The sequence below is a fragment of the Massilia haematophila genome (assembly GCF_042647645.1).
In the GTDB taxonomy this organism is placed as follows: Bacteria; Pseudomonadota; Gammaproteobacteria; order Burkholderiales; family Burkholderiaceae_D; genus Telluria; species Telluria haematophila.
In genome coordinates, this window is record NZ_JBHRVV010000001.1 from 2,822,482 (window position 1) to 2,848,967 (window position 26,486).

21 protein-coding genes are annotated in these 26,486 nt (G+C 66.6%); 12 read left to right on the top strand and 9 right to left on the bottom strand.

Annotated elements, in window-relative coordinates; all coding sequences use genetic code 11:
• Window positions 1-104: 104 nt before the first annotated feature.
• Window positions 105-1,031, bottom strand: coding sequence for a LysR family transcriptional regulator (locus ACFOPH_RS12590; protein WP_379735564.1), 927 nt, complete (start codon window positions 1,029-1,031; stop codon window positions 105-107).
• Window positions 1,032-1,126: 95 nt separating this feature from the next.
• On the opposite strand from ACFOPH_RS12590, the gene metE reads away from it, so the two are divergent.
• The 3 genes from metE (at window position 1,127) to ACFOPH_RS12605 (ending at window position 9,422) form a co-directional block, all read left to right on the top strand.
• Window positions 1,127-3,478 (top strand): 5-methyltetrahydropteroyltriglutamate--homocysteine S-methyltransferase, encoded by a 2,352-nt coding sequence (gene metE / locus ACFOPH_RS12595; RefSeq protein WP_379735566.1) that lies wholly within the window; start codon window positions 1,127-1,129, stop codon window positions 3,476-3,478.
• Between the two features lie 538 nt (window positions 3,479-4,016).
• Complete coding sequence (locus ACFOPH_RS12600) at window positions 4,017-6,431, top strand: TonB-dependent receptor plug domain-containing protein (RefSeq protein ID WP_312552998.1); 2,415 nt, start codon at window positions 4,017-4,019, stop codon at window positions 6,429-6,431.
• Window positions 6,432-6,611: 180 nt separating this feature from the next.
• Window positions 6,612-9,422 carry a hybrid sensor histidine kinase/response regulator gene (locus ACFOPH_RS12605; protein ID WP_379735569.1) on the top strand — a complete coding sequence of 937 codons (2,811 nt, stop codon included), beginning with the start codon at window positions 6,612-6,614 and terminating at the stop codon, window positions 9,420-9,422.
• A 237-nt stretch (window positions 9,423-9,659) separates the two neighbouring features.
• Here the strand turns inward: ACFOPH_RS12605 and ACFOPH_RS12610 are convergent, their stop codons facing one another.
• The gene (locus ACFOPH_RS12610; protein ID WP_312553329.1) at window positions 9,660-11,132 is read right to left on the bottom strand and encodes an alanine/glycine:cation symporter family protein; all 1,473 of its coding nucleotides are present in this window, start codon (window positions 11,130-11,132) and stop codon (window positions 9,660-9,662) included.
• 268 nt (window positions 11,133-11,400) lie between these two features.
• Here ACFOPH_RS12610 and ACFOPH_RS12615 point away from each other — a divergent pair, with 268 nt between their 5' ends.
• Window positions 11,401-12,351, top strand: a complete 951-nt coding sequence (locus ACFOPH_RS12615) for an MYG1 family protein (RefSeq protein ID WP_379735571.1) — start codon at window positions 11,401-11,403, stop codon at window positions 12,349-12,351.
• Between the two features lie 60 nt (window positions 12,352-12,411).
• Window positions 12,412-13,743: an IS1182 family transposase gene (locus ACFOPH_RS12620; RefSeq protein WP_379735573.1), complete on the top strand. Its 1,332-nt coding sequence runs from the start codon at window positions 12,412-12,414 to the stop codon at window positions 13,741-13,743.
• Between the two features lie 157 nt (window positions 13,744-13,900).
• Here the strand turns inward: ACFOPH_RS12620 and ACFOPH_RS12625 are convergent, their stop codons facing one another.
• Both ACFOPH_RS12625 and ACFOPH_RS12630 read right to left on the bottom strand, forming a co-directional pair.
• Complete coding sequence (locus tag ACFOPH_RS12625; RefSeq protein WP_312553332.1) at window positions 13,901-14,749, bottom strand: oxygenase MpaB family protein; 849 nt, start codon at window positions 14,747-14,749, stop codon at window positions 13,901-13,903.
• Between the two features lie 103 nt (window positions 14,750-14,852).
• Window positions 14,853-15,260, bottom strand: coding sequence for a hypothetical protein (locus ACFOPH_RS12630; protein ID WP_312553335.1), 408 nt, complete (start codon window positions 15,258-15,260; stop codon window positions 14,853-14,855).
• Between the two features lie 117 nt (window positions 15,261-15,377).
• On the opposite strand from ACFOPH_RS12630, the gene ACFOPH_RS12635 reads away from it, so the two are divergent.
• Window positions 15,378-15,578: a hypothetical protein gene (locus tag ACFOPH_RS12635; RefSeq protein ID WP_312553338.1), complete on the top strand. Its 201-nt coding sequence runs from the start codon at window positions 15,378-15,380 to the stop codon at window positions 15,576-15,578.
• 16 nt (window positions 15,579-15,594) lie between these two features.
• Here ACFOPH_RS12635 and ACFOPH_RS12640 read toward each other — a convergent pair whose 3' ends face one another.
• The 4 genes from ACFOPH_RS12640 to ACFOPH_RS12655 all read right to left on the bottom strand — a co-directional run bounded on the left by ACFOPH_RS12640 (window position 15,595) and on the right by ACFOPH_RS12655 (window position 19,912).
• On the bottom strand, window positions 15,595-16,926 hold the full coding sequence (locus ACFOPH_RS12640; RefSeq protein ID WP_379735576.1) for an ATP-binding protein: 1,332 nt from the start codon (window positions 16,924-16,926) through the stop codon (window positions 15,595-15,597).
• Complete coding sequence (locus tag ACFOPH_RS12645; RefSeq protein WP_312551963.1) at window positions 16,923-17,585, bottom strand: response regulator transcription factor; 663 nt, start codon at window positions 17,583-17,585, stop codon at window positions 16,923-16,925. The genes ACFOPH_RS12640 and ACFOPH_RS12645 overlap by 4 nt, the downstream gene beginning before the upstream one ends.
• A 98-nt stretch (window positions 17,586-17,683) precedes the next feature.
• The gene (locus ACFOPH_RS12650) at window positions 17,684-19,207 is read right to left on the bottom strand and encodes a DegQ family serine endoprotease (protein ID WP_312551961.1); all 1,524 of its coding nucleotides are present in this window, start codon (window positions 19,205-19,207) and stop codon (window positions 17,684-17,686) included.
• A gap of 240 nt (window positions 19,208-19,447) precedes the next feature.
• Window positions 19,448-19,912, bottom strand: a complete 465-nt coding sequence (locus ACFOPH_RS12655; protein ID WP_312551959.1) for an Hsp20 family protein — start codon at window positions 19,910-19,912, stop codon at window positions 19,448-19,450.
• Between the two features lie 227 nt (window positions 19,913-20,139).
• Here ACFOPH_RS12655 and ACFOPH_RS12660 point away from each other — a divergent pair, with 227 nt between their 5' ends.
• The gene (locus ACFOPH_RS12660; protein ID WP_379735579.1) at window positions 20,140-22,053 is read left to right on the top strand and encodes a M61 family metallopeptidase; all 1,914 of its coding nucleotides are present in this window, start codon (window positions 20,140-20,142) and stop codon (window positions 22,051-22,053) included.
• Between the two features lie 26 nt (window positions 22,054-22,079).
• Window positions 22,080-22,430, top strand: a complete 351-nt coding sequence (locus ACFOPH_RS12665) for a hypothetical protein (protein ID WP_312551956.1) — start codon at window positions 22,080-22,082, stop codon at window positions 22,428-22,430.
• Between the two features lie 262 nt (window positions 22,431-22,692).
• Here the strand turns inward: ACFOPH_RS12665 and ACFOPH_RS12670 are convergent, their stop codons facing one another.
• A complete protein-coding gene (locus tag ACFOPH_RS12670) occupies window positions 22,693-23,457 on the bottom strand; it encodes an alpha/beta hydrolase family protein (RefSeq protein WP_379735581.1) in 765 nt (254 codons plus the stop codon).
• 128 nt (window positions 23,458-23,585) lie between these two features.
• On the opposite strand from ACFOPH_RS12670, the gene ACFOPH_RS12675 reads away from it, so the two are divergent.
• From ACFOPH_RS12675 to arsH, 4 genes are read left to right on the top strand one after another with little or no spacing between them, the layout of a single operon-like run.
• The gene (locus ACFOPH_RS12675; protein WP_379735583.1) at window positions 23,586-23,924 is read left to right on the top strand and encodes an ArsR/SmtB family transcription factor; all 339 of its coding nucleotides are present in this window, start codon (window positions 23,586-23,588) and stop codon (window positions 23,922-23,924) included.
• Between the two features lie 34 nt (window positions 23,925-23,958).
• Window positions 23,959-24,447 (top strand): arsenate reductase ArsC, encoded by a 489-nt coding sequence (locus ACFOPH_RS12680; RefSeq protein WP_379735585.1) that lies wholly within the window; start codon window positions 23,959-23,961, stop codon window positions 24,445-24,447.
• A 9-nt stretch (window positions 24,448-24,456) separates the two neighbouring features.
• Window positions 24,457-25,737: an arsenic transporter gene (locus ACFOPH_RS12685; protein WP_379735587.1), complete on the top strand. Its 1,281-nt coding sequence runs from the start codon at window positions 24,457-24,459 to the stop codon at window positions 25,735-25,737.
• A gap of 19 nt (window positions 25,738-25,756) precedes the next feature.
• Window positions 25,757-26,473: an arsenical resistance protein ArsH gene (gene arsH, locus ACFOPH_RS12690; protein WP_379735589.1), complete on the top strand. Its 717-nt coding sequence runs from the start codon at window positions 25,757-25,759 to the stop codon at window positions 26,471-26,473.
• Window positions 26,474-26,486 lie beyond the last annotated feature (13 nt).

Below are 26,486 nucleotides of genomic sequence, written 5' to 3' on the forward strand. Positions count from 1 at the left end.
CCTTCAACAGATGCGCCTCCGCGGCGTGCGCGCCGCCCACGCGTCCAACCCACGCCCGCACAGCGCGACCGCCTCACGCAGCCCGACCGTCTCACGAAGCCCGCCTACAACAGGCTAATCCCCGGCAAGGACAACAGCGAGGTCTCGCGCATCACCTGCACGAAATCGAGCAAGCAGGCATTCCCCGCCAGCCGCTTCGGCGTCACCGCATACAGCCGCCCCGTCAAGCCGTCCGGCCCGATGCGCTGGCGCGCCACATAGCCCCGCTCCAGGTAGCCGTTGACCGCCCACAGCGGCAAGGCCGCCAGTCCGCGTCCGCTCGCCACCAGTTGCAGCATGCCGACCGTCAGCTCGGTCGTGCGCCGCGGTGGTTCGACCCCGGCGGGCTTGAGCACTTGCCGCACCAGGTCCAGCATGTCGTCCGGCACCGGGTAGGTAATCAATGCCTGGGTCGCGAAATCCTGGGCCGTCAGGTGCGGCTTGGCGAGATAGGGGTGGTTCAGCGGCAGGATCGCGACCATCTCGAATTCGAACAGCGGGTGGAAGTCGACCTCGGTCTCGCTCTCGTCCAGCTCCGACACGATCGCCACCTCGGCGCGGTCCTGGTGCAGCAAGCCGATCGGATCGGCCTGGAAGCCGGAGACGATGTCCTGCTCGACCTCGGGCCAGCGCGCGCGCAGCGCGTCCATCGACGGCATCAGCCAGTCGAAACAGGTGTGGCATTCGACCGCGATGCGCAGCTTGCCGGTGGCGTTGCTGACCAGGCGCGCCAGGTCGCGCTCGGCCGCGCCGACAAGGGGCAGGACCTGCTCGGCCAGCGCCAGCAGGCGCTGGCCGGCCGCGGTGAAGGCAACCGGCGCCGACTTGCGTTCGAACAGGCCGGTCTCGTACTGCCGCTCCAGCGCCAGCACCTGGTGCGACAGCGCCGATTGCGTCACGTTCAGCAATTGCGCCGCGCGCGAAATGGTGCCGGCCTCCTTCAGGGCCAGCAGGGTGCGCAGGTGGCGCAGTTCAAGGATGGAAGTCGCCATGAATTATTTTCACGTTTTCTCAAAATTTATTCGTTTGAATTATGCACGAGTTCTGACGACAATCCTTAGCATTGTTCATACAAATTGAGATTATCATGATTAGAATTCATACCCTCGGCTACCCACGCATTGGCCTGCAACGCGAGCTGAAGTTCGCCCTCGAAGGTCACTGGCGCGGCGAAACGGACGAGGCGCAACTGGAAGCGGTCGGCGCCGCCCTGCGCGCACGCCACTGGCAGCAGCAGGCGCAGGCCGGGCTCGACTTCGTCACGGTCGGCGACTTCGCCTTCTACGACCACGTCGCCAACCACATCCAGCTGTTCGGCTGCGAGCCAGCGCGCTTCGGTTTCGACGGCGGCGAGTCAACGCTGGCGCGCTACTTCACGCTGGCGCGCGGCGTCGCCCGCGAACCCACTGGCAGGCATGAGGGTCAGCATGACAGCGCGGCCTGCTGCGCTGGGCACGGCGGCGGCAAGCCGGCGCTGGAAATGACCAAGTGGTTCGACACCAACTACCACTACCTGGTCCCCGAGTTCGACCGCGCCACCCGCTTCGCGCTGGCCTCCGACCGCCTGCTGGCCGAGGTCGCCGAGGCGCAGGCGCTCGGCCACCAGGTCAAGGTAGCGCTGCTCGGCCCCCTGACCTTCCTCTGGCTGGGCAAGGCGAAGGAGGACGGCATCGACCGGCTCGACCTGCTGGACGAGCTGCTGCCGGTCTACGTGCAACTGCTGGTGCAACTGAAGCGTGCAGGCGTGGCCTGGGTCCAGCTCGACGAACCCATCCTCGGCCTCGACCTGCCGGGCGCCTGGCTGCTCGCCTTCGAGCGCGCCTATCACCAATTGGCCACCAGCCAGGTCCCGCTGCTGCTGGCCACCTATTTTTCGCCGCTCGAAGGCCAGCTGAGCGTGGCCTGCAAGCTGCCGGTGGCCGGCCTGCACGTGGACGGCGTGCGCGCCGCGCACGAGCTGCAGGCGGTGGCCGATTGGCTGCCCGATAACAAGGTGCTCTCGGCCGGCATCGTCGACGGCCGCAATATCTGGCGCACGGATCTCGACCGCGCGCTGGCCCTGCTGCGGCCGCTGGCCCAGCGCCGCGGCGAACTCTGGCTCGCGCCTTCCTGCTCGCTGCTGCACGTGCCGCTGTCGCTGCGCGAGGACGCCGCCATCGATGCCGAGCTGCGCGGCTGGCTCGCCGGCGCCGAGGAGAAGCTCGACGAACTGCGCGTCCTGCGCAACGCGCTGGTCGAGGGCGACGGCAGCGTCTGGACCGAACTGTGCGCCTCGCGCGCCGCGGCCGAGGCGCGCGCCGCCAGCCCGCGCGTGCGCAAGCCGGAAGTCGCGCGCCGTCTCGCCAGCCTGGCCCCAGGTGCCGACCGCCGCGCCAGCCCCTTCCCCGTGCGCCAGGCGGCACAGGCCGCGCGCTTCCAATTGCCGCTCTACCCGACCACCACCATCGGCTCGTTCCCGCAGACGGCGGCGATCCGCGCCGCCCGCGCCGCCTTCAAACGCGGCGACCTGGCGCGCGAGGACTACGAAGCGGCGATGCGGCGCGAGATCGCACAGGCAGTGCGCGAACAGGAGCTGCTGGGCATCGACGTGCTGGTGCACGGCGAGGCCGAACGCAACGACATGGTCGAGTACTTCGGCGAGCAGCTCGATGGCTTTGCCTTCAGCGCCAACGGCTGGGTGCAATCGTATGGCTCGCGCTGCGTGAAGCCGCCGGTGCTGTTCGGCGACGTCGCGCGCAGCCAGGCGATGACGGTGGCCTGGAGCGCCTATGCCCAGGGCCTCACCGCGCGTCCGGTGAAAGGCATGCTGACCGGCCCGGTGACCATCCTGCAGTGGTCGTTCGTGCGCGACGACCAGCCGCGCGCCACCACCGCGCTGCAGATCGCGCTGGCGATCCGCGACGAAGTGACGGACCTGGAGGCGGCCGGCATCGGCATCATCCAGATCGACGAGCCGGCCCTGCGCGAAGGCCTGCCGCTACGCCGCGCGCTCTGGCGCGACTACCTGGACTGGGCCGCGCGCGCCTTCCGCATCGCCGCCTCGAACATCGCCGACAGCACCCAGCTGCACACCCACATGTGCTACGCCGAGTTCAACGACATCCTGCCGGCGATCGCGGCGATGGACGCCGACGTCATCACCATCGAGACCAGCCGCTCCGACATGGAACTGCTGCGCGGTTTCGGCGACTTCGCCTACCCGAACGCGATCGGCCCGGGCGTGTACGACATCCACTCGCCGCGCGTGCCCAGCGTCGACGACATCCTGCGCCTGATGCGCAAGGCGGCCGCGGCGATCCCGCCGGCGCAGCTGTGGGTCAATCCCGACTGCGGCCTGAAGACACGCGACTGGCCCGAGACGCGCGCGGCGCTGCGCAACATGGTCGAGGCGGCGAAGGTGTTGCGGAGCGAAGCGGCGTTGCGCGGGCAGGCAGCCTGAGGATTCGTAGGGTGGGCACCTGTGCCCACGCGGTGATACGTAACAGCAAAATCACCGAGAACGATGCCGGAGCGATGATGTGATCCGTTGTAGGGTGGGTTCTTGTACCCACCAGTACAACGGTGAATGATCGGCAATGCACGCCGTGAGACCGGGTGGGTTCGAGAACCCACCCTACAAACCCCTCGCATCTCACCCAATCCGACTGGAACAGAGCTGTCTTCGTGCATGCGGTGAGACAGCGTGGACACGGGTGTCCACCCTACCCACCATCACAACGTTTGACCATCCGCAATACAGGTCCGTAGGGTGGGTTCTCGAACCCACCATCACAACGTTTGACCATCCGCAATACACGCCGCAAGACCGCATGAATGCGCGTATCCGCCCCATAACACCCGCCATTTCCACGCATCCTGCATAGACAACCTCATCATCACCCACCCCATTTTGGTGCATCCGTTGTGTTTCAGTCACAGCCAGTAGTTGAGCTTGTAAATATTGATTAGCATGAAATTTTTCTCACTGGAGATGTTTCGTGGTTAATCCAACTCAGCTTCGCCGCGCGGTGCTGCTTGCCCTGTATGGCGGCGGCGCGCTGGCCGCTTTCGTTCCACCGGCCCTTGCCCAGACCGAAGCGTCCACCGTGCCGGCCACGCCCGCCGCCGCCGAGTCAGCCGCGATGCAAAGCGTGCACGTGGTCGGCACCCGCCGTACCGGCGCCGCGTCCAGCACCGACACGCCGGTCCCGGTCGACATCATCCCGATGACGCGCCTGGCGGAACAGGGCAGCCAGTTCGACCTGGCGCAGACGCTGACCAACATCTCCCCTTCGTTCAACTCCACGCGCCAGAGCGGCGCCGACGGCGCCGACCTGGTCGACTCGGCGGCCCTGCGCGGCCTCGGCTCGGACCAGACCCTGGTCCTGGTCAACGGCAAGCGCCGCCACACCACCGCCCTGGTCAACCTGTTCGGCGCGCGCAACCGCGGCAACACCGGCACCGACCTGAACGCGATCCCGATGATGGCGATCCGTAACGTGCAGGTGCTGCGCGACGGCGCCGCCGCCCAGTACGGCTCGGACGCGATCGCCGGCGTGATGAACATCGAACTCAAGAAGAACCTGGGCTGCGAAGCGGTCGCGGGCTGGGGCCAGTACACCGAAGGCGACGGCGACAACTACCTGGCGTCGGCCTACTGCGGCATCCCGGTCGCCGGCGGCAGCTTCGGCGTGACCGGCGAATACCTCTACCGCGGCCGCTCGAACCGCGCCGAGGAAGGCAACCCGCGCATCATCGGCGACAGCAAGACCGAGAACCAGACCGTGTACATCAATGGCGACTTCGCCCTCGGCGGCGGCAAGGTGTACCTCACCGCCGGCGCCCAGCGCCGCGACGCGTCGTCGGCCGCCTTTGCGCGCGGCGGCGTCGGCTCGGACGACATCCCTTCGCGCAACTCGGCCGCCATGTATCCAGACGGATTCGTCCCCTTCATCAACGGCGACCTGAAGGACCGCTACGCCACCCTCGGCTACCGCACCAAGTTCGGCGACTGGAGCGCGGACTTCTCGCAGACCTACGGCTACAACCGCCTCGACTACACGATCGCCAACACGCTCAACGCCTCGATCGCCCAGCTCGACTTCATCCGCGGCGGCAGCGGGGTCAGCCCGGACTCGTTCTCGGCCGGCGGCTTCGACTTCAGGCAGCTGACCACCAACGCCGACTTCAGCCGCTACTACGGCGGCATCTTCAACGGCCTGAACGCCGCCTTCGGCTTCGAGTACCGCAAGGAGAACTACCGCATCTTCGCCGGCGAACCGGGTTCCTACATCGACGCCGACGGCGTGGGCGCGGGCGGCAACGCCGGCAGCCAGGGCTTCCCGGGCTTCCAGCCGGGCGACGCCACCGATCGCGGCCGCCACAGCAGCGCCGCCTACCTCGACCTCGAGGCCGACCTCACCGAACGCCTGAAGCTGCAGGCGGCGCTGCGCCACGAGCGCTTCTCCGACTTCGGCTCGACCACCGACGGCAAGCTCGCCGCCGCCTTCAAGCTCGGCGGCGACGTGCTGCTGCGCGCCTCGGCCAGCACCGGTTTCCGCGCGCCCTCGCTGCAGCAGGTCTACTTCTCGTCGACCTTCACCGACTTCGTGAGCGGCCAGCCGCTCGACGTGGTGCTGGCGCCGAACGGCGGCGCGGTCGCCAACGCGGCCGGGATCCCGAAGCTGACCGAGGAAAAGTCGAAGAGCGTCACGCTGGGCGCGACCTGGACACCGTCGCCATCGACCTCGGTCACGGCCGACCTGTACCGCATCGACATCGACGACCGCATCGTGCTCTCGGGCCGCTTCGACGCCGAGAACTACCCGGCGCTGGGCGCGACCCTGCAGACCCTGGGCGTGGGCCAGGCCCAGTTCTTCGTCAACTCGGTCGACACCGAAACCAAAGGCCTGGACATCACCGCCTCGCACCGCATGCCGCTGGCAGCTGGCCGCCTGAACACCTTCCTGGCGCTGAACTTTAGCAAGACCGAAGTGACCGGCGTGCACGCGCCGAGCGCGCTGGCCGGTTTCGAGGACGTGCTGCTGTCCGAGCGCGAGCGCCTGTTCATCGAACAGGGCGGCCCGCGCCGCAAGGCCACGCTCGGCTTCGAGTATACGCAGGGCAAGCTGGGCACGGACTTCCGCATCATCCACTTCGGCGCGCAGACCCTGGGCACCTTCTCGGGCCCGCCGGTGCCGAACGCCTACTACGAACCGAAGACCTCGGCCGACCTGGCCTTTACCTGGTCCTTCAGCGACAAAACCAAGCTGACCGTGGGCGGCACCAACATCTTCAACGTCAAGCCATCCGAGCAGGATCCGAACGAGACCGACAACGGTTTCAAGTACGAGAGCGTGCAGTTCGGCCTGAACGGCGCGGCGTACTTTGCACGCCTGTGGCACAAGTTCTGAAGGACCGGCGCGGCAGCAGGCCCTGCCCGGCCGCTTGAGCATCCTGCCCGCGCTGCGCGCGGGCAGGAAGGCTTCTTCCAAGTAGGCCGGCATTGACGAAATTGATTTCCCCTGTCCAGCAGCAGGCATGTTGATCGACCTATATAATCCAGGTTTATCGAAAATGCCGAAGGAGTTCCCATGCACGACAGTCAGAACTCCTCGCAGCAGATGGCGCAGGAAGCTGTCGCCATCCTCGAAAGCATTTCGGACGGTTTCTATTCGGTCAACCGCGACTGGGAATTCACGTATGTGAACCAGCAGGCCGAGCGGCTGCTCGGCGTGGCGCGCGAGCACATCCTCGGGCGCTCGATCTGGGAAGCCTACCCTCCCCTGTGCGGCACGCCTTTCGAGACGGCCTACCGCAAGGCCATGCACGAGCAGGCCGCCGCCGAGGTCACCTCGTACTACCCGGACCACCAGAAGTGGTACCAGGTGCGGATCGCGCCGGTCGCGACCGGCCTGTCCTTCTATTTCCGCGACGTCAGCGCGCAGGTGAAGACGGAACAGGCGCTGCGCGAAAGCGAACGCAACTTCCGCCAGATGGCCGAGTCGATTCCGCAGATCGTCTGGATCATCGACGCGTCGGGCCGCGGCGTCTATTTCAATCACCAGTGGGAGGCCTATACCGGCGTTCCCATCGATTCCACCACCCCGGCCCACGTGGCCGAGGAATTCGTCCATCCCGACGATCGCGCCGCGACCATGGCGGCGTGGAACATCGCCTACGAGGAGCGCAGCGGCTTCCACGTCGAGCACCGCATCCGCTCGGCCGCGGGCGGCTACCGCTGGTTCCTGGTGCGCGCCGAGCCCTACCTGGGCGAGGACGGCAGGATCGAGCGCTGGTTCGGCACCTCGACCGACATCCACGAAGAAAAAGTAAACAAGATCGCGCTCCGCGAAAGCGAGGAGCGCCTGCGTTCGCTGCTCGAATCGGTACAGGCCGCGGAGCGGCGCCACGCCTTCCAGCTGGCGCTGGCCGACCGCATCCGTCCCCTGCTCGATCCCGAGGAAGTCACGGCCACGGCCAGCGAGCTGCTCGGCAAGGCCGTCGGCTGCGGCCGCGTCGTCTACGGCGAGGCGGACGAGACGGCCGAGCACCTCGCCCTCGGTCGCGACTGGACCGACGGCAGCCTGGGCTCGATGAGCGGCATGCGCCTGCACCTGGACGACTTCGGCGCCGCCATCGTCGACGTGCTGCGCGCCGGGCATAACGTCGTCATCGACGATATCCTGGCCGACCCGGTCGGCGCGCGCCATACCGCGGCCTACCGGGCGAGCGGCATCCGCGCGGTCCTGGCCATCCCGCTGATGAAAGAAGGGCGCCTGCGCGCCGTCCTGAGCCTGCACCACGCCGAGGCGCGCCACTGGACGCCCGAACAGATCGCGATGGCCGAGGACATGGTCGACCGCACCTGGTTCGCCGTCGAGAGCGCGCGCGCCCAGGCCGAGCTGCGCGCCGAGCGCGACCAGAGCCGGCACATCTTCGACAGCATGACCGAAGGCTTCGCCCTGCTCGACAGCGACTGGACCATCCTGCAGATCAACGAGATCGGCGCGAAGCTGTCGCACACGACGCGCGCCGGGCTGCTCGGGCGCAAGCTGTGGTCGGCCATGCCGGAGCTGGCCGACGGCCCGGTCGAAGCACTCTACCGGCGCGTGCAGTCGAGCAGGCTGCCGGCCAATCTCGAATACCTGCAGCTGCTCCCGGACGGTGCGACCTGGCTCGACATCCGGGCCTATGCGTTGCCGGAAGGCCGGCTTGCGGTGTTCTTCCGCGACATCACCGAGCGCAAGTCAGCCGAGGAAAAGCTCAGGGAGGCGGACCGCCGCAAGGACGAGTTCCTGGCGATGCTCGCGCATGAGCTGCGCAACCCGCTGGCGCCGATCGGCGCGGCGGCGCACCTGCTACGCATGGGCAAGCTGGACGAAGACCGCGTGCGCCACACCAGCCAGATCATCGGCCGCCAGGTCGACCACATGAGCCACCTGATCAACGACCTGCTCGACGTCTCGCGCGTCACGCGCGGCCTGGTCGAACTGGACAATGCGGCGGTCGACCTCCACCAGGTCGTGCACGAGGCCATCGAGCAGGTGTCGCCGCTGATCCAGCTGCGCCGCCATCGCCTGCACACGCACATGGCGCCGGAGCCGGCGAGCGTGATGGGCGACAGGAAGCGGCTGGTGCAGGTCGTCACCAACATCCTCAACAACGCGGCCAAGTACACCAACGAGGGCGGTGCCATCACGCTGAGCGCGGACGTGTCGGCCACGCAGGTGTGCATCGAGGTGGCCGACAACGGCATCGGCATGACGCCCGACCTCGCCGCGCACGCCTTCGACCTGTTCTCGCAGGCCGAACGCAGTTCCGACCGTTCCGCCGGCGGCCTCGGACTCGGCCTGGCGCTCGTCAAGAGCCTGGTCGAGCTGCATGGCGGCAGCGTCACCTGCGACAGCGCCGGGCTTGGCAAGGGCAGCGTATTCCGCGTCTGCCTGCCGCGCCTGGCCGCCGGCGCCGCGGCTGGCGCCGCGCACGGCACCGAGAGCGCGGCGGATCCGGCCGGCGGCGGCCTGCGGGTGCTGGTGGTCGACGACAACGCCGATGCGGCGGCGATGCTGGCCATGGTGCTGGAGAGCCTGGGCCACCGCGTCGCGGTCGAACACAGCTCGCACGCCGCGCTCGAGCGCGCACGCCGCGAGCGGCTTGATGCCTGCGTGCTCGACATCGGCCTGCCCGACGTTGACGGCTACGAGCTGGCGCGGCGCCTGCGCGCGCAGCCCGAGACGGCCAATGCGGTCCTGATCGCCGTCACCGGCTACGGCCACGAGAGCGACCGCCGGCGCTCGCTCGCCGCCGGCTTCACCCATCACCTGGTCAAGCCGGCCGACACCGGGCAGCTGATGGCGATCCTGGCGGAGATCGGCAAGTCCCGGGAACCGCGCAGCCAATAGAAAACAGCAGCCGGAGCTGCTGTCGTTTGCGATGGAACCGTAGGGTGGGCACTCTGTGCCCACGCGTTACGCACGGCGCCGGTAGCCGCAGGCGGCGGCCTGTCGCCCGCAAAGCGCGCGCTGGAGGCGAACGGGCCGAGCTTGAGGTTGGCGGGCGATCGGTGCCGGCCAACGCGGAAAGGATGCGCACGTAACGCGTGGGCACGGCGTGCCCACCCTACGTTTTTCGCGGTGCCTTTAACCGACGACCTTCTCGGTCTCGCCGGCGGCCTTGCTTTCGCCGAGACGCCGCTCCCAGTAATGCGCATTCTTGATCCCCAGCGCCACCGGATCGAACTGCGGATCCTTGCCCGCGGCCTTCTGGGCCTCGTAGTCGCGCAGGCACTTGAAGGCGACGTTGCGCATCAACAGGATCGCGACCAGGTTCAGCCAGGCCATCAGGCCGACGCCGATGTCGCCCAGGGCCCAGGCCACGTCGGCGGTCTTGACGGTGCCGTAGACGGTGGCGGCGATGATCGCGACCTTCAGCGCGAACTTCATCCACGGATGGCGCGCATGGCGGTCGATGTAGGCGATGTTGGTCTCGGCGATGTAATAGTAGGCGACGATGGTGGTAAAGGCGAAGAACAGCAGCGCCATCGCGACGAAGATCGCGCCGAAGCCCGGCATCGTGTTTTCCAGCGCGGTCTGCACGTAGCCCGGGCCGCTGGCCACGCCCTGCACGCCGGTGTACATCGCGACGCCGTTCGGGCCCTCGACGTTGTACTGGCCGGTGATGAGCAGCATGAAGGCGGTGGCCGAGCACACGAACAGGGTGTCGACGTAGACCGAGAAGCCCTGCACCAGGCCCTGCTTGGCCGGGTGGCTCACTTCCGCGGCCGACGAGGCATGCGGGCCGGTGCCCTGGCCGGCCTCGTTCGAGTACACGCCGCGCTTCACGCCCCACTGGATGGCCATGCCGATGATGGCGCCGAAGCCCGCGTCCAGGCCGAAGGCCGAGCTGAAGATCAGCTTCAGGACGCCCGGCAGCTGCTCGATGTGCAGGAAGATGATGACGCAGGCGACGATGATGTAGCCGAGCGCCATGAAGGGCACGATCAGTTCCGCAAAGGTGGCGATGCGCTTGACGCCGCCGAAGATGATGAAGCCCAGCGCGATCGCCAGCAGCGCCGCGGTGACGTTCGGGTCGATGCCGACGGCGGTCTTCAGGCCTTCCGCAATCGAATTGGCCTGCACGCCCGGCAGCAGCAGGCCGGTGGCGAGGATGGTGGCGAAGGCGAAGGTCAGCGCATACCACTTCATGCCCAGGCCCTTCTCGATGTAGAAGGCCGGGCCGCCGCGGTATTCCTTGGCGATCTGCTCCTTGTAGACCTGGCCCAGGGTCGATTCGACGAAGGCCGAGCTGGCGCCGAGGAAGGCCACCGCCCACATCCAGAATACGGCGCCGGGGCCGCCGAAGGTGATCGCGGTCGCCACGCCGGCGATGTTGCCGGTGCCGACGCGGCCGGCCAGGGTCATGGTCAGGGCCTGGAAGGAAGAGACGCCCTGCTCCGAACTCTTTCCCTCGAACATGATGCGCGTCATTTCACGGAAATGGCGCAATTGGAGGAAACGCGAGCGCAGCGAGAAATACAGGCCCGCTCCCAGGCACAGCACGATCAGTGCCGGGCTCCAGATAATTCCATTGATGGTACTGACCAACTCATTCATCTACATGTTCCCCATTGCATGTGCGGCGACCTGGCTGTCGCCTGGATGTTGTCGTTCATGATCGGAAACGTTGCCCGATCTTCAAGAACCACACGATACCTCAAGGCTTGGGCGTTTCCTATTTTTTTGTTGCAATTGTTCCCCGCTGCACCGGTACAGGGCATGCGGCTGCATGGCGCCCCCGCCGCTGCCCACCTGTGGGGCATTCGCGCACCAGTCCCAAAGACAGTATCATTCGGCCCAGAAATCGATAGAAAAGAGGAATTCCATGGTCATCGTGACCCACAATGGCAAGTTCCATGCGGATGACGCATGGGCTTGCGCCGTACTGAACATCCTGTATCCCGAGGCCGAACTGGTGCGCACGCGCGACACGGCCACCATCGAGGCGGCCGATTTCGCGGTCGACGTCGGCGGCATCTGGGACCCGGCCCGCGGCCGCTTCGACCACCACCAGAAAGGCTTCGACGGCGCCCGCGCCAGCGGTGTGCCCTATGCCAGCGCCGGCCTGGTCTGGCGCGAATACGGCGCGCGCTGCGTCGCCGCGCTGGCCGCCGCCCACCTGGGCTGCCAGCTGAAGGACAGCACCGCGCTCGAGATGGCGTATTCGATCGACGCCGACATCGTGCAATACCTCGACCTGTCCGACGTCGGCGCCGCCAAGAACGCGCCGGGTGGCTACGGCCTGTCGGCCATCGTCTCGGGCTTCAACCCGAACTGGCTGGATGAAGAGCGCATCGGCTATGGCGCGCCGACCGAAGCCTACCGCCTGCAGGAATTCCGCCGCGCGATGGCCCTGCTGACCGACATCATGGTCAATGCCGTGAAATACCGCGTCGGCGCCCTGCTCGCGGTCGAACAGGTGCGCGACGCCGAGACCCTGCATAACGGCCGCCTGCTCTACCTGCACAACAGCGCCCTGCCCTGGTCGAGCGTGGTACGCAAGGAAATGCCGAAGGTGCTGTTCGTCATCAGCCACAGCATCGGCGAACGGCGCTACATGCTGCATACGGTATCGGTCAGCCCGGAAAGCTTCGAGGCACGTGCCGACCTGCCCGCGTCCTGGGCCGGCCTGCGCGACGCCGACCTGGCGGCGGTGACCGGCGTGCCGGATGCGACCTTCTGCCACAACGGCAGGTTCATCGCGGCGGCCAAGTCCTATGAAGGGGCACTGGCGATGGCGCGGCTGGCGCTGGACGCGGTGGACGCGGGCGCCTAGGAGTCTGCGCGGCAGAGAGGATCGTGTCATCGGATGAGGCAGGGCAAACGTTGAGGGAGGATGACGACCAGTTATCTTCCCTACGATCCTCAGCAGCAGTTTTTGTTGCCGCCCGCGCTGGAGGAATGGCTGCCCGAAGGGCATCTGGCTTATTTCATCAGCGATACGGTCGATTTGCTCGACCTGAGTGCTTTTCATGTCCGCTACGCCGGCGGTGGTCCGCGCAACCAGCCGTTCCACCCCGGGATGATGGTCAAGGTGCTGCTCTATGCCTACGCGAGCGGTGTCTTCTCGTCGCGCAAGATCGCGCGTAAGCTGCATGAGGACGTGGCATTCCGGGTTCTCGCGGCCGGTAACTTTCCGAAGCACCGGACGATCTGCGATTTTCGCGCCTTGCATCTGGATGAGTTGGCCGGACTATTCGTGCAGGTGGTGAAGTTGGCGCGCGAGTGCGGCATGGTAAAGTTGGGGACAGTCGCAATCGATGGCACCAAGGTCAAGGCCTCAGCGTCGCGCCATAAGGCGATGAGCTACCAGCGCATGATCGACACCGAAGCAGAGCTCAAGGCGCAGATCGATCAATTAATGGAGCGTGCCAAGCAAACCGATGCAGCCGAGCGCAATGAGCCGGAACTGGATATTCCGGCCGAGCTTGAGCGACGCGAGCAGAGGCTGAAGGTGATTCAGGCGGCACGCGAGCGGCTCGAAGCGAGGCAGCGCGAAGCGGATCGCAGCAAGGGGCGCAGCGAGGATGACGAACGCATCCCGCGCGACAAGGACGGCAAGCCAAAGAACAAAAACGGCAACCGCTACAAGCGCGACTTCGGCATTCCGGAAGACTCGGCGCAGGAGAATTTCACCGACCCCGACAGCCGCATCATGAAACGTGCTGGTGGCGGCTTTGACCAATGCTACAACGGCCAGACGGCGGTCGATGCCCATGCCCATATCATCGTCGCCGCTGAACTTACCAATTGTGGAGCCGATGCTGGCAACCTGGCACCGATGCTCGCCGCCGTCGAGGCCGCGACAGGCCATGCTCCATGCATCACACTTGCCGATGCCGGCTACCGGGCCGAGGCGACGTTTGCCCAGTTGGCATCACACCCGACCGACCTATATGTCGCTCTTGGCAGAGAAGGACAGGATCTCGCCAAGATCGACGCCAAGGCCAACCCGCATACGCTAGCCATGCGCAGCAAGATGCAGACGCCTTTGGCAAAGGCGGCATATCGACGACGCAAAGCTATCGTCGAAGCTCCCAACGCCTGGATCAAGCATGTGCTGGGCTTTCGCAGCTTCAGCTTGCGGGGCCTTCAGAAAGTGAAGGCCGAGTGGAAGCTCGTTTGTGCCGCTTTGAATTTGCGGCGGATGGGGCAATTCGCCACCTGAAGTGCGAAAAGGAGCGGGCAAATCCGCCGCTATCAGCCTTTGAAAACCCGCGAGAACGAAAATCCGACACGACGCGGCGAGAATCCGACATCAAGCACCCGGCGCGACCTGATTGCGCAACGCCAACCTCATATCAAACCTTCTGCCGCGCAGACTCCTAGGCGCGTGCCAGGCGGCGCGCCGCCTGCTTCGCCGGCGTATCCCCCAGCGGCAGCAGCCAGGCCGAACGCGCGAAGGCACGCACCAGCGCCGCTTCGCCGCGGCGCAGGCCGCGTCCGCGCAACTGCGGCAGCGAGCGCACCGGTTCGGGGGTCATCTCGACCGCGGCGCGTACCAGCAGGCGCTGGAGCGGCCGCAGCGGCGCGGGCACGATCGGCGCCCCGGCCATGATCGCCAAAAACTCGTCGAGGATGCTTGAGCCTTCCAGGCCGGGCGCGGTCGCGGCGAGCAATGCTTCCCACGCGGCCCAGGAGCGCGGCAGGCCGGTCGCGCCATACAGCCGGGCGGCAGCCTGGCCTTCGACGAAGGCGGCGTCCTTCTCCTGCGCGGACAAAGGCTGGACGTAGCGGTGGTAGGCCTCGGTGAAGCCGTAGACGGCGGTCGCCTGCACCCAGTCGAGCAGGCGCGGATCGTTGGCGCGGTAGGCCAGCCCCTCGGGCGTGCTCCCCGTCACACGGTCGTGCAGGCGCACGACGCGCGCGATCATTTGTTCGGCCGCCGAGCGCGGGCCATAGACCGTCATCATGGCGGCGAAGCCGGTGCGGCGCAGGCGCAGGCCCGGGTCGCGTCGGAAGCCGCCCTGGTCCCAGACACCCGAGCGCACCGAGGGCTCGGCCAGCTCGAGCAGCACCGCGGCCACCCCGCCGACGAACAGGACGATCGGGTTGGCGAACACCCGCCATGCGACGCCGTCCCTGGGGGCCAGCGCCGGCTCGCCGGGCGGCTGGCTGAAATCGAATTCCATGCCCGAAGGCAGGCGCATCAATTCCTGGATTGCCTGCAGCATCGTGTGCCTGTTCCGCCTTTTGCAGGAAGATCGTCTATCGTCTGAAACGAAACAGCCCCGGCATGCCGGGGCTGTTTCCAATAAAAAGTCCGGCCCCGGTCGCTTACTTCGAGGCGTCCTGCATCTTTTCGCCGGCGCGCTCGACGGCACGGCCGGTGGCGTCGGTGGCCTTGGCCGCGCCTTCTTTCACGTCCTGGGCGGCTTCGCGCGATTCCTGGCGCACTTCGGCGCCGGCTTCACGCATCTTCTCGCCGGCACGGTCGGTGGCCTGGTCGATGTTCTCGCCGGCGCGGTCGGCGGCGTTCTCGATGCGCTCGCCGGCGCGATCGGTAGCAGCGTCGACGCGCGCGGCGGCTTCACGGGTTTCGGCGGCGGCGTTGGCGCCGGCGTTGTCGATGGCGGCGCCGGCTTCCTGGGCCGGGCCCATGTTCGGATTGTCGTCGGCCTTCTTGCAGCCGGTGGCGACCATGGCAACAGCGAGCATCAGGGCGGGAATGGTGATCTTTTTCATGGTGGGCTCCTTTGTTTAAAAGTTGTAATTTAGATTACATCTTTCCGCCGAAGCACGTCACACAATTGGTGTAACGGGTGTTGCGAAATGTAAGCGGGCGCCATGGTAGGATTTGCCATGGACCGCCGCACCGACTACAAGACCGCCTTGCTCATCCACACCATCGTCAACGCGCCGCTGGCGCTTGGCCAACCCTCCCCTGCGCGCGAGCTGGCGCGCCTGGGCGTGCCCTTCGACGTGGCGCGCCGCGTGCTCACCAAACCTGCCGAGCGACGTCACCAGTTTCCGTCGCGCGAATTGCCGACGGACCTGCGCTAGGCACTCAGTCAGGCAGTCAGGTTTTTCCCAACGGAAAACGCACCAGCGCCGCCAGCCCGCCCAGCCGCTCCGACTTGTCGAGCCTGAGCGTCGCCCCATGGCGCTCGGCGATGGCCTTGATGATCGCCAGGCCCAGGCCGCTGCCGGCGGCATCGCTGCCGGCGACGCGATAGAAGCGGTCGAACACGCGCTCGCGCTCGTCAGGCGGGATGCCCGGGCCGCTGTCCTCGACCGTGATCTCGGCCGCGTCCTTTTGCAGGCGCACCGCGATGTCGACCGTGCCACCGCCCGGCGTGTACTTCACCGCGTTCTCGACCAGGTTGCGCAGCAGGATGTGCAGGGCGTCGGGCTGGCCCGCGATGCTGACCTCGTCGGCATGCTGCAGGCCGAGGTCGATCTGCTTGGCCTGGGCCAGGCCGGCCAGGTCGCCGACGGTGCGGCGCGCCAGCTCGGCCAGGTCGACCGGCCTGGCCGCCGCGCCGTCGCCGGCCGAGGCTTCCTGGCGCGCCAGCACCAGCAACTGCTCGACCAGGCGCGTGGCGCGGTCGATGCCGGCGGTCAGGCGGGCGACGGCCACCTTGCGCGCTTCGACGGTCTCGGCGCGGTCCAGGCTCTGCGCCTGCAGGCGCAACGCGGCCAGCGGCGTGCGCAGTTCGTGGGCGGCGTCGGCGACGAAATGCTGCTGGGCGTCGAAGGCCGTGCGCACGCGGTCGAACAGCAGGTTCAGTTCGTGCATCAGCGGGCGCACCTCGTCCGGCAGGCCGGCTTCCGACACCGGCGACAGGTCGTCGGCCTGGCGCGCCGCGACCTGCTTGCGCACCCGCGCCACCGGTTCGAGCGAACCGCTCACCACCCACCAGACGACCAGCATCAGCATCGGCATCATGACCGCGATCGGGCCGAGGGTGCGCAGGGCCAGGTTGCCGGCCATGTTGCGGCGCACCGCCAGGTCCTGGGCCACCTGCACGGTCTGGCCGGCGGTCTGGATCGAGAACACGCGGTAGGTGGTGCCGTTCGCCTTGAGGTTGGAAAAGCCGAGCACCGCGCGCTGCGGCAGGCGCGCGCGCGAAACGCTGTGGAAGACCTGGACGCCGTCCGGGGACCACATCTGCACCACCAGGTCGTCGTTGCCCGGCGCATCCTCGATGCGCTCGCGCGCCTCGGTGTTCGACAGCGGCGTGCCCGAACGCAGCGAGAGCGCCATCTGCTGCATGTGGTAGTCGAAAATCTGGTCGGCGTCGGACAGCGCCGTGTTGTAGGCGATCGAGGCTTGCGCCAGCGCCGCCAGCGTGATGGCCGCCAGCAGGAACCAGAGCAGGCGCCCGCGCAGCGAATGCGTCACCTTCATGCCTTGGGTACCATGTAGCCCACGCCGCGCACGTTCTGGATCAGGTCGCTGCCGAGCTTCTTGCGCAGGCCGTGGATGTAGACCTCGACCGCGTTGCTGCTCACCTCGTCGCGCCAGCTGTAGAGCTTTTCTTCAAGTTGAGCACGAGACAGCACGGCGCCCGGACGGGCGACCAGGGCCTCGAGCACCGCCCATTCGCGCGCCGACAGCGAGACCGGTTCGCCGTCGACCAGGGTTTCGCGGGTGGCGGGATTGACCGAGATGTTCTTGTATTCGAAGATGGGTTCGGCGCGCCCGGCGGCACGCCGCAGCAGCGCGCGGATGCGCGCCAGCAGTTCGTCGAGATCGTAGGGTTTCAGAACGTAGTCGTCGGCGCCGGCGTCCAGCCCGGCGATGCGCTGGGCGACCGAATCGCGCGCGGTGGCGACCAGCACCGGGGTGCGGTCCTTGCGGTTGCGCATCGAGCGCAGCACGTCGAGCCCGTCCTTCCTCGGCAGCCCGAGGTCGAGCAGGACCAGGTCGTAGTTCTGGTTCTGCACCAGGGCCGTGTCGGCCATTTCGCCGTCCTTGACCCAATCGACGGCGTAGTGCTCGGCCCGCAGCAGGTCGAGCACCACTTCGCCGATCATCGTATCGTCTTCCACCAACAGTAACCGCATGATCCACCCCATCTAGGAACCTTGATCAACCTTACTACACGTCGGTTTCCCAAGGTCCCGTTAAGTTAGTGGTGCGCGACGGAAGACACTACATTGCGTCAGCCAATCCGCACCGGAATGAAGATTCTGTCATTCCCGCGCTGGATCAGCAAGGCGACCGACTTGCTGGACTTGCCGACCACGTCGCGCACCTGCTCGACGCTGGTGACCGGCTTGCCGTTCACCGACAGCAGCACGTCGCCCGGCGCCACGCCGGCCAGTTCGGCCGCGCCGCGGGCGTCCTCGATCACGAGGCCGGAGGCGATGCCGCTCTGGCGGCGCTCGATCGGCTCGAGCGGACGCAGGACCAGGCCCAGCTTGGCGCCCTGGTCGGTCGCGGCCAGCGCTTCGCGCTCGCTCGGCGCGGCGCGGTCGGCGGCATTGCCCAGGGTCGCGTTCAGGCGCACGATCTTGCCGTCGCGCCAGACGTCGAGCGCGACCTTGTCGCCCGGCTTGGCCACCGCCAGCGAGCCCGGCAGGTCGCCCGAGCCGATGATCGGCTGGCCGTTCACCTTGCGCACGATGTCGCCCGTCTTCAGGCCGGCCTTTTCGGCCGGGCTGCCGCGTTCGACGTTGGCGATCAGGGCGCCTTCGGGCGACTCGAGGTTGAAGGAATCGGCGAAGCCCTGGTTCACGTCCTGGATCGAGATGCCCAGCTTGGCATGCTCCACCTTACCGGTGGTCATGATCTGGTCCTTGATGCGCGAGGCGACCTCGATCGGGATCGCGAACGACAGGCCCTGGTAGCCGCCGGTCTGGCTGTAGATCTGCGAGTTGATGCCGACCACCTCGCCGCGCGTGTTGAACAGCGGGCCGCCGGAGTTGCCCGGGTTGACCGCGACGTCGGTCTGGATGAACTGGACGTTGGTGTCGCTCGGCAGGCTGCGGCCGGTGGCGCTGACCACGCCGGCGGTGACGGTCGACTCCAGGCCGAAGGGCGAGCCGATCGCCAGCACCCATTCGCCGGTCTGCAGGTTGCGCGCATTGCCCAGCGGGACGGTCGGCAGGTTCTTGGCGTCGATCTTCAGCACGGCGACGTCGGTGGCCGTGTCGGAACCGAGCACCTTGGCGCGGAATTCGCGGCGGTCGGCCAGCTTGACCGTGACTTCGCTGGCGCCCTTGACCACGTGGGCGTTCGTCAGGATGACGCCGTCCGGGCTTACGATAAAGCCCGATCCGGCGCCGAAAACGGGAGCGTCGCGTTGCGGACCGCGCGGGTCCTGGAACTGACGGAAGAATTCGTAGAACGGATGGCGCGGATCCATCTGCGGCATGGCGTTCGTACTGGTCTTGGTGGTGCCCATGACACGGATGTTCACCACCGCCTTGCCGTTCTGCTTGGCGATGCGGGTGAAGTCCGGCAGGGTGACGGTGGCGGCGGGTGCGCCTGCCACCGCGGCGGGAGCCTGGACCGGAGCAGCCGGTGCCGCCGCCGTGGCAGCGGCCGGCGGCGTGGCCTGGGCGGTAGCGTTGTTGTGGTTGACTGCAACCGCACCGACCGCGCCGCCAATAACGCCCGCCGCGCACAGCGCCAGCGTGAGACGTTTTGCGGTGATGGCAGTGATTGCACCTTCGTTTTGCATGGACGTGCTCCTGGATGTTGGTGTTGGTCGATGACGGATCATCGATGGTTGTAGTGTCGCCGATCTGTCTTAGAACATGCTTAAAACTCATCTTTGGGGCGGGCCGTTGCGTGGATCGCATGGGACGAAGGGTGGGCGGCATAGCCGCCCACCCCACGCCCATCCGGACAATTCTGTCCGCCCCGGGACGTAAAAAAGGGCGCCCGGCGGGCACCCTCTTTCGCTACTGCCTAGTGCCGTTTAAGCGGCTTGACGCTGTTCGATTTGCTGAACATTGTCGATGGTGCCGTTGCCGTCGCCAATCGCGATCTTGCGCGGCTTGAGGGCCTCGGGCACTTCGCGCACCAGTTCGATGGTCAGCATGCCGTTGTCGAACGAGGCGGTGGTGACCTTCACGTGGTTCGCCAGCTGGAAGCGCTGTTCGAAGTCGCGGGCGGCGATGCCGCGGTGCAGGTAGGTACGCTGGGTCTCGTCCTTCTGCTTGCGACCGGTCACGTGCAGGGTGTCGCGCTCGGCGACGATTTCCACTTCGTCGCGGGTGAAGCCGGCAAGGGCCATCACGATGCGGTATTTGTCCTCGGCGACCAGCTCGATGTTGTACGGCGGGTAGCTCGGCTGCGACTCGGCGCGTTGCTCGAGCAGGCTGGCCAGGCGGTCAAAACCGATGGCGGAACGGTACAGGGGAGTCAGATCGAAAGTACGCATGATAAATATCCTTTTCAAAGTTAAGCGATATGTTGACGGACCTCATCGTGAGCATCCGTTGGGACCAATCTAATGCCATCCAATGCGCTTTTCAAGGGATACGAAATACGGATTTTTAGTCCGTTTTGCAAATTTTATTTGCAACGATGTTTCGGAGTATTTCATCGGGTTTCCCCACGGGCTGCGTGCTACACTCGTCCGGTTTTGTTACCCGAACACATCAAAAGATGCGCACTCTCGCCCCGTTTTCCTTCGCCGCCAAGACGGCCTCCACCCTCGCCCTGGCGCTCGCGCTGGCCTTCCCCGCACAGGCCGCCGTACCGGCGCCAGTCGACCAGCCCTACCCCGGCACCATCGTCCTGAAGGTCGATGCGACCAACCTCTCGCAGCAGATCTTCCGCATGCGCATGACGGTGCCGGTCAAGCCTGGCCCGATGACCTTCCTGTATCCGCAGTGGCTGCCGGCGAACCACGGTCCGAGCGGCCCGCTGACGCAACTGGCAGGCCTGAAATTCACGGCCAACGGCAAGCCGGTCGAGTGGACGCGCGATCCGGTCGAGGTGTTCGCTTTCCACGTCACCGTGCCCGAGGGAGCGTCGACGCTGGACGTCGAATACCAGTTCCTGTCGCCGCTCGACTCGAGCCAGGGCCGCATCGTCATGACCGACGACATCATCGGCCTGCAATGGCCGTCGGTGACGCTCTACCCGGCCGGCTACGTGGCGCGCCGCATCACGGTCCAGCCTTCGCTGACGCTTCCCGCCGGCTGGCGGTACGGCACCGCGTTGGAGACCGCCGAACGTCAGGGCGACGAGATCCGTTTCAAGGCCCACGACCTGGAAACCCTGATCGATTCGCCGCTGTTCGCAGGCCGCCACTTCAAGCAGTACGACCTCGACCCGGGCGCCAAGGTGCGCGTCTCGCTGAACGTGGTCGCCGACAATCCGGAAAGCCTGGAAGCCAAGCCCGAGCAGATCGCCGCCCACCGCGCGATGGTCCAGCAATCGCTCAAGCTGTTCGGCTCGCACCACTACCAGCACTACGACTTCCTGCTGGCGCTGTCGGACGAATTCGGCGGCATCGGCCGCGAGCACCACCAGTCGAGCGAGAACGGCGTCAAGCCGGGCTACTTCACCGACTGGGCGCGCAGCGAAGCCGGGCGCGACCTGCTGCCGCACGAGTACACCCACTCCTGGAACGGCAAGTTCCGCCGCCCGGCCGGCCAGGACGTCCCGAACTTCAACACCCCGCTGCAGAACAGCCTGCTGTGGGTCTACGAAGGCCAGACCCAGTACTGGGGCGGCATCATCGCCGCCCGTTCGGGCCTGGTGTCGCAGGCGCACGCGCGCGACGCGCTGGCCGCCACCGCGGCGCGCTACGACAATACCCAGGGCCGCGCCTGGCGCGCAATGCAGGACACGGTAAACGACCCGATCATCGCCGGCCGCCACGCGCTGGCCTGGAGCAACTGGCAGCGCAGCGAGGACTACTACTCGGAAGGCGCGCTGATCTGGCTCGACGTCGACACCAAGATCCGCGAACTGTCCGGCGACAAGCGCTCGCTCGACGACTTCGCGCGCGCTTTCTACGGCATCAATAACGGCAGCATGCTGCCGGCCTTCTACACCTTCGAAGACGTCGTCGCGCAACTCGACCGCGTGCAGAAGTTCGACTGGGCGCCCTTCCTGCGTTCGCGCGTCGAAGGCCACGGCCCGGGCGCGCCGCTCGACGGCCTCCAGCGCGCCGGCTGGAAGCTGGTCTACACCGACACCCCGACCGACGCCATCAAGGCCCTGGAAGAACGCAGCAAGTCGGCCGACTTCAGCTACTCGCTGGGCTTCTCGGTGCGCGCCGACGGCGGCGTGAGCAACGTGATCTGGGACGGCGTGGGCTTCCGCGCCGGCCTCGCCGGCAACACGACCATCGTGGCCGTGAACAACCGCGTGTACAAGCCGGACGTGCTGAAGGCGGCGGTGAAGGCAGCCAAGGGCACGAAAGCGCCGATCGAACTGCTGGTCCGCAAGGGCAACAACCTGCGCACCATCTCGCTCGACTACCACGACGGCTTGCGCTACCCACGCCTGGAACGCATCCCGGGCACGCCGGACCGCCTGGAAGCGATCTACAAGGCGCTGAAGTAAATCGGGGTCGGTGGTATGCTGGCTGTATGACTACCGACTCTTCAGACATTGAACTGTCCGGGCCTTTCAAGGCCACGGACGGTAACGGCCAAACCCACGACGTCAAGGCGATCCGCATTTTCGACGAGGGTTATGGGATCATCGACGTGTACGTGGACTTCGCCCAGCCCATCGATGCCGGGCTCTACAAGGACAAGGTCCTGGTGAAGCAGCTCATCGACCGCCTGCGCGCGCTCGGCTATCGTGGCCCGGACTTCGGCCACAGCGATCCGGGCCTGCAGGACCGCAAGCTGATCGTGCTCGAAGCGCCGGAGGAGTTCGCGGCGTTTGCCAAGAGCCGCGGGTGGAAGAACCTGGCGGAAGACTTCGACGAATAAGGCGGCCGGCATCGCCTAGCGCTCCACGTCACTCACACGGTCGCGATCGTAGGGTGGGCACCCCTTGCCCACGCGAACGCTCGCGTCATGTTGGCTGTCTTATCGCGGCTCCGTGATCGTGTCGCGGCGCCTCCTCGGGTGACGCTGCGGCTTATCCAATTCCCACGTACAAATCACGCTAACTCTGTGCCGGCTTCCGCGTGGGCACGGAGTGCCCACCCTACGGTTGCCACGGCGGCGATACGATCGCCGCCGCGGCACATCACACCTTCTCGATAAACCGCGCGCTCCACGCCGCGATCAGCGCGGCCACCTGCGCCGCATCGTCCCTGCTTGTGACCAGGTGGTCCATCCCGTCGAGCGATACGAAGCTCTTCGGATACTGCGCCAGCTCGAAAATGCGCTGGCCGTTGGCGATATCGACGGTATCGTCGTTCGGCGCATGCATCACCAGCAACGCGCGGCCGAGATGGGCGATCCGTTCGCTCAATGCATGCTGCGTGGCATCCTCGACGAACTGCTGGCGGATATGAAAATCGCGCCCCGCCAGCCTGACCCGCGCCTCGCCCTGTTCGGCCAGCGTGGCGAGATGTTCTGAGAACAGCTGGTCGACCACGTAGTGCGGATCGCTCGGCGAGGCGATCGTCACCACGGCGGTCGATTCGGGAATGCGGGCCGCCGCGGCCAGCACCGCCGTGCCGCCCATGCTGTGGCCGACGAGCAGGCGCGGCGCCTCGAAATGTTCGCGCAGGAAGGCGGCGGCCGCGACCAGGTCTTCCACGTTCGACGAAAAATTGGTGTCGGCAAAGTTGCCGGCGCTGGCGCCGAGGCCGGCGAAGTCGAAACGCAGCATGGCCACGCCGCGCTCGGCCAGGCCATGGCAGATGCGGTTTGCCGCCAGCACGTCCTTGCTGCAGGTGAAGCAGTGGGCGAAGACGCCGTAGGCGCGCGGTGTGCCGTCGGGCATGTCCAGCTTGGCCGCCAGCTTGCCGTGCGGACCCTGGAACTCGACGCGTTCTGTGAGCATGATGTCCTTCTGTTGCAATGAAGGCGCTACTCTGCACGCGATTGGGGATGCGTGCAAGGATGGTACCAGATCCTGCGCGCCAATATTTCGACTATACTGGAAATATCGAATCGGTTAGTGGAGCGACGATGGACAACAAGGATGCGGTAACGGCCCTGGCGGCCCTCGCGCAGGAGGCGCGGCTGGCGATCTTCCGGCTTCTCGTGCAGGCCGGGCCCGAAGGTTTGGCCGCAAGCAGGATCGCGCAGGCACTGAGCATGCCGTCCTCCTCGCTTTCCTTTCACCTGAAAGAGCTGACCCGCGCCGGGCTCATTGTCCCTCGCCAGGAAGGCCGTTTCATCATGTATGCCGCGCAGTTCGACACGATGCATGCCCTGCTCGCTTTTCTCACGGAGAATTGCTGCGGCGGTGCGCCCTGCGGCACGGCCACCAAGCTTGCCTGTGCACCCGGCGCCTGTGGGGCGTAAGCAAGCACTTACCACCCACCTGACGAGACCTGACGTGAACGTCCTCTTCCTCTGCACCGGCAACTCCTGCCGCTCGCTCATCGGCGAAGCCGTCTTCAACCACCTGGCGCCGGACGGCTGGCGCGCCATCAGCGCCGGCAGCCAGCCCACCGGCAAGCTGAACGAGCGGGCGCTGGCCCTGCTGGCGGCCAAAGGCATCGCCACAGGCGGCTACTACAGCAAATCCTGGGACGAGCTGCCGATCATGCCGGACATCGTGGTGACAGTCTGCGCCAGCGCCGCCGGCGAAACCTGCCCGGCCTATCTCGGTCCGGTCCTGCGAACGCACTGGGGCGTCGACGACCCCAGCCATGCGGCAGGAACGGAAGAAGAGATCGGCGCCGCTTTCGAGCAAGCCTATGCGATCCTGCGCGCGCGCATCGAGGCCTTCCTGGCCCTGCCGCTGGACGAACTGGCAAGCGACCGTGCGCGGCTCAAGGCCGAGCTCGATCGTATCGGCGGTATTGGCCGCCTCGCAGCCTGAAGAATACGCGTGCTGACCGCTATCCTCACTTTCCTGGTAACGCTTGGCTTCGTCATCTGGCAGCCGCGCGGGCTAGGCATCGGCTGGAGCGCTTCCATCGGCGCCATCGTCGCCCTGCTCGCAGGCGTCATTCACATCAGCGACATCCCGGTCGTCTGGCACATCGTCTGGAACGCCACCGGCGCCTTCGTCGCCGTGATCGTCATCAGCCTCCTGCTCGACAAGGCGGGCTTCTTCGAATGGTCCGCCCTGCACGTGGCGCGCTGGGGTGGAGGCAATGGCAGGCGCCTGTTCGTGCTGCTGGTCCTGCTCGGCGCCACTGTCGCCGCGCTGTTCGCCAACGACGGCGCGGCGCTGATCCTCACGCCCATCGTCATCGCCATGCTGGCCGCCCTGCGCTTTTCGCCGAAGGCGACACTGGCCTTCGTGATGGCGGCCGGCTTCATCGCCGACACCGCCAGCCTGCCGCTGGTCGTGTCGAACCTCGTCAATATCGTGTCGGCCGACTACTTCGGCATCGGCTTCGCGCGCTATGCCGCGGTGATGGTGCCGGTGAACCTGGTGTCGGTGGCGGCTACCCTGGGGGCGCTGGTCTGGTTCTTCCGCAAGGACATCCCCGCCGACTACGACCTGGCCTCCCTGAAGCATCCGGATGAGGCGATCCACGACCGCGCGACCTTCATCGCCGGCTGGTGGGTGCTGGCGCTGCTGCTGATCGGGTTCTTCTGGCTGGACGCTGCCGGGATGCCGATCAGTGCCGTGGCCGCGGTGGGCGCCGTGCTCCTGCTGGCGGTGGCCGCACGCGGCCACCGGATCTCGACCCGGGAAGTGCTGCGCGAAGCCCCCTGGCAGGTGGTCGTGTTCTCGCTGGGGATGTACCTGGTGGTCTATGGCCTGCGCAACGCGGGACTGACCGATCACCTCACCGTACTGCTCGAACGCTGCGCCGGCTACGGCATCTGGGGCGCCGCGCTCGGCACCGGTTTCATCACCGCCATCCTGTCATCCGTCATGAACAACATGCCGACGGTACTGGTGGGCGCGCTGGCGATCGATGCCACCGCGACCCAGGGCGTGGTGCGCGAGGCGATGATCTACGCGAACGTCATCGGCGCCGACCTCGGTCCGAAGATCACCCCGATCGGCAGCCTGGCCACCCTGCTCTGGCTGCACGTGCTGGCGACGAAAGGTATCCGTATCTCCTGGAGCTATTACTTCCGGGTCGGCATCGTGCTGACGCTGCCGATCCTCCTGGTCACCCTGAGCGCACTGGCGGTGCGCCTGAGCTGAACTAAGCTAAGGAATCAACATGGACAAACTCTCCGATCTCCCCAACATCCAGCCGGCATTGCTGGACCTGCCGACGATGGACAAGCTCGCGCCAGCCGGCGACATGCGCCACCCGCCGCGCATCCTGATGCTCTACGGTTCGCTGCGCGAACGCTCCTTCAGCCGCTTCCTCACCGAAGAGGCGGCGCGCATCCTGGAACACTTCGGCGCCGAGGTGAAAATCTTCGACCCGATGGAACTGCCGATGGTCGGCAGCGTACCCGAGACCCACCCGAAGGTGGCCGAGCTGCGCGCGCTGTGCCTGTGGTCGGAAGGCCAGGTCTGGTGCAGCCCCGAGCGCCACGGCGCGATCACGGCGGTGATGAAGAACCAGATCGACTGGATTCCGCTGGAGATGGGCGCGATCCGCCCGAGCCAGGGCCGCACGCTGGCCGTCATGCAGGTCTGCGGCGGATCGCAGTCCTTCAACGTGGTCAACACCCTGCGCCTGCTGGGGCGCTGGATGCGCATGTTCACGATCCCGAACCAGTCCTCGGTGCCGATGGCCTACAAGGAGTTCGACGAGGCTGGCCGCATGCGGCCGTCGGCCTACTACGACCGGGTGGTCGACGTGATGGAAGAGCTGTTCAAGATGACGCTGCTGATGCGCGGGCGGACGGACTACCTGACGGACCGCTACAGCGAGCGTAACGAGCGGGCGCAGAAGGCGATCAACCGGCAGATCGAGAAGCTGTAGCGTCGTTTCCGCT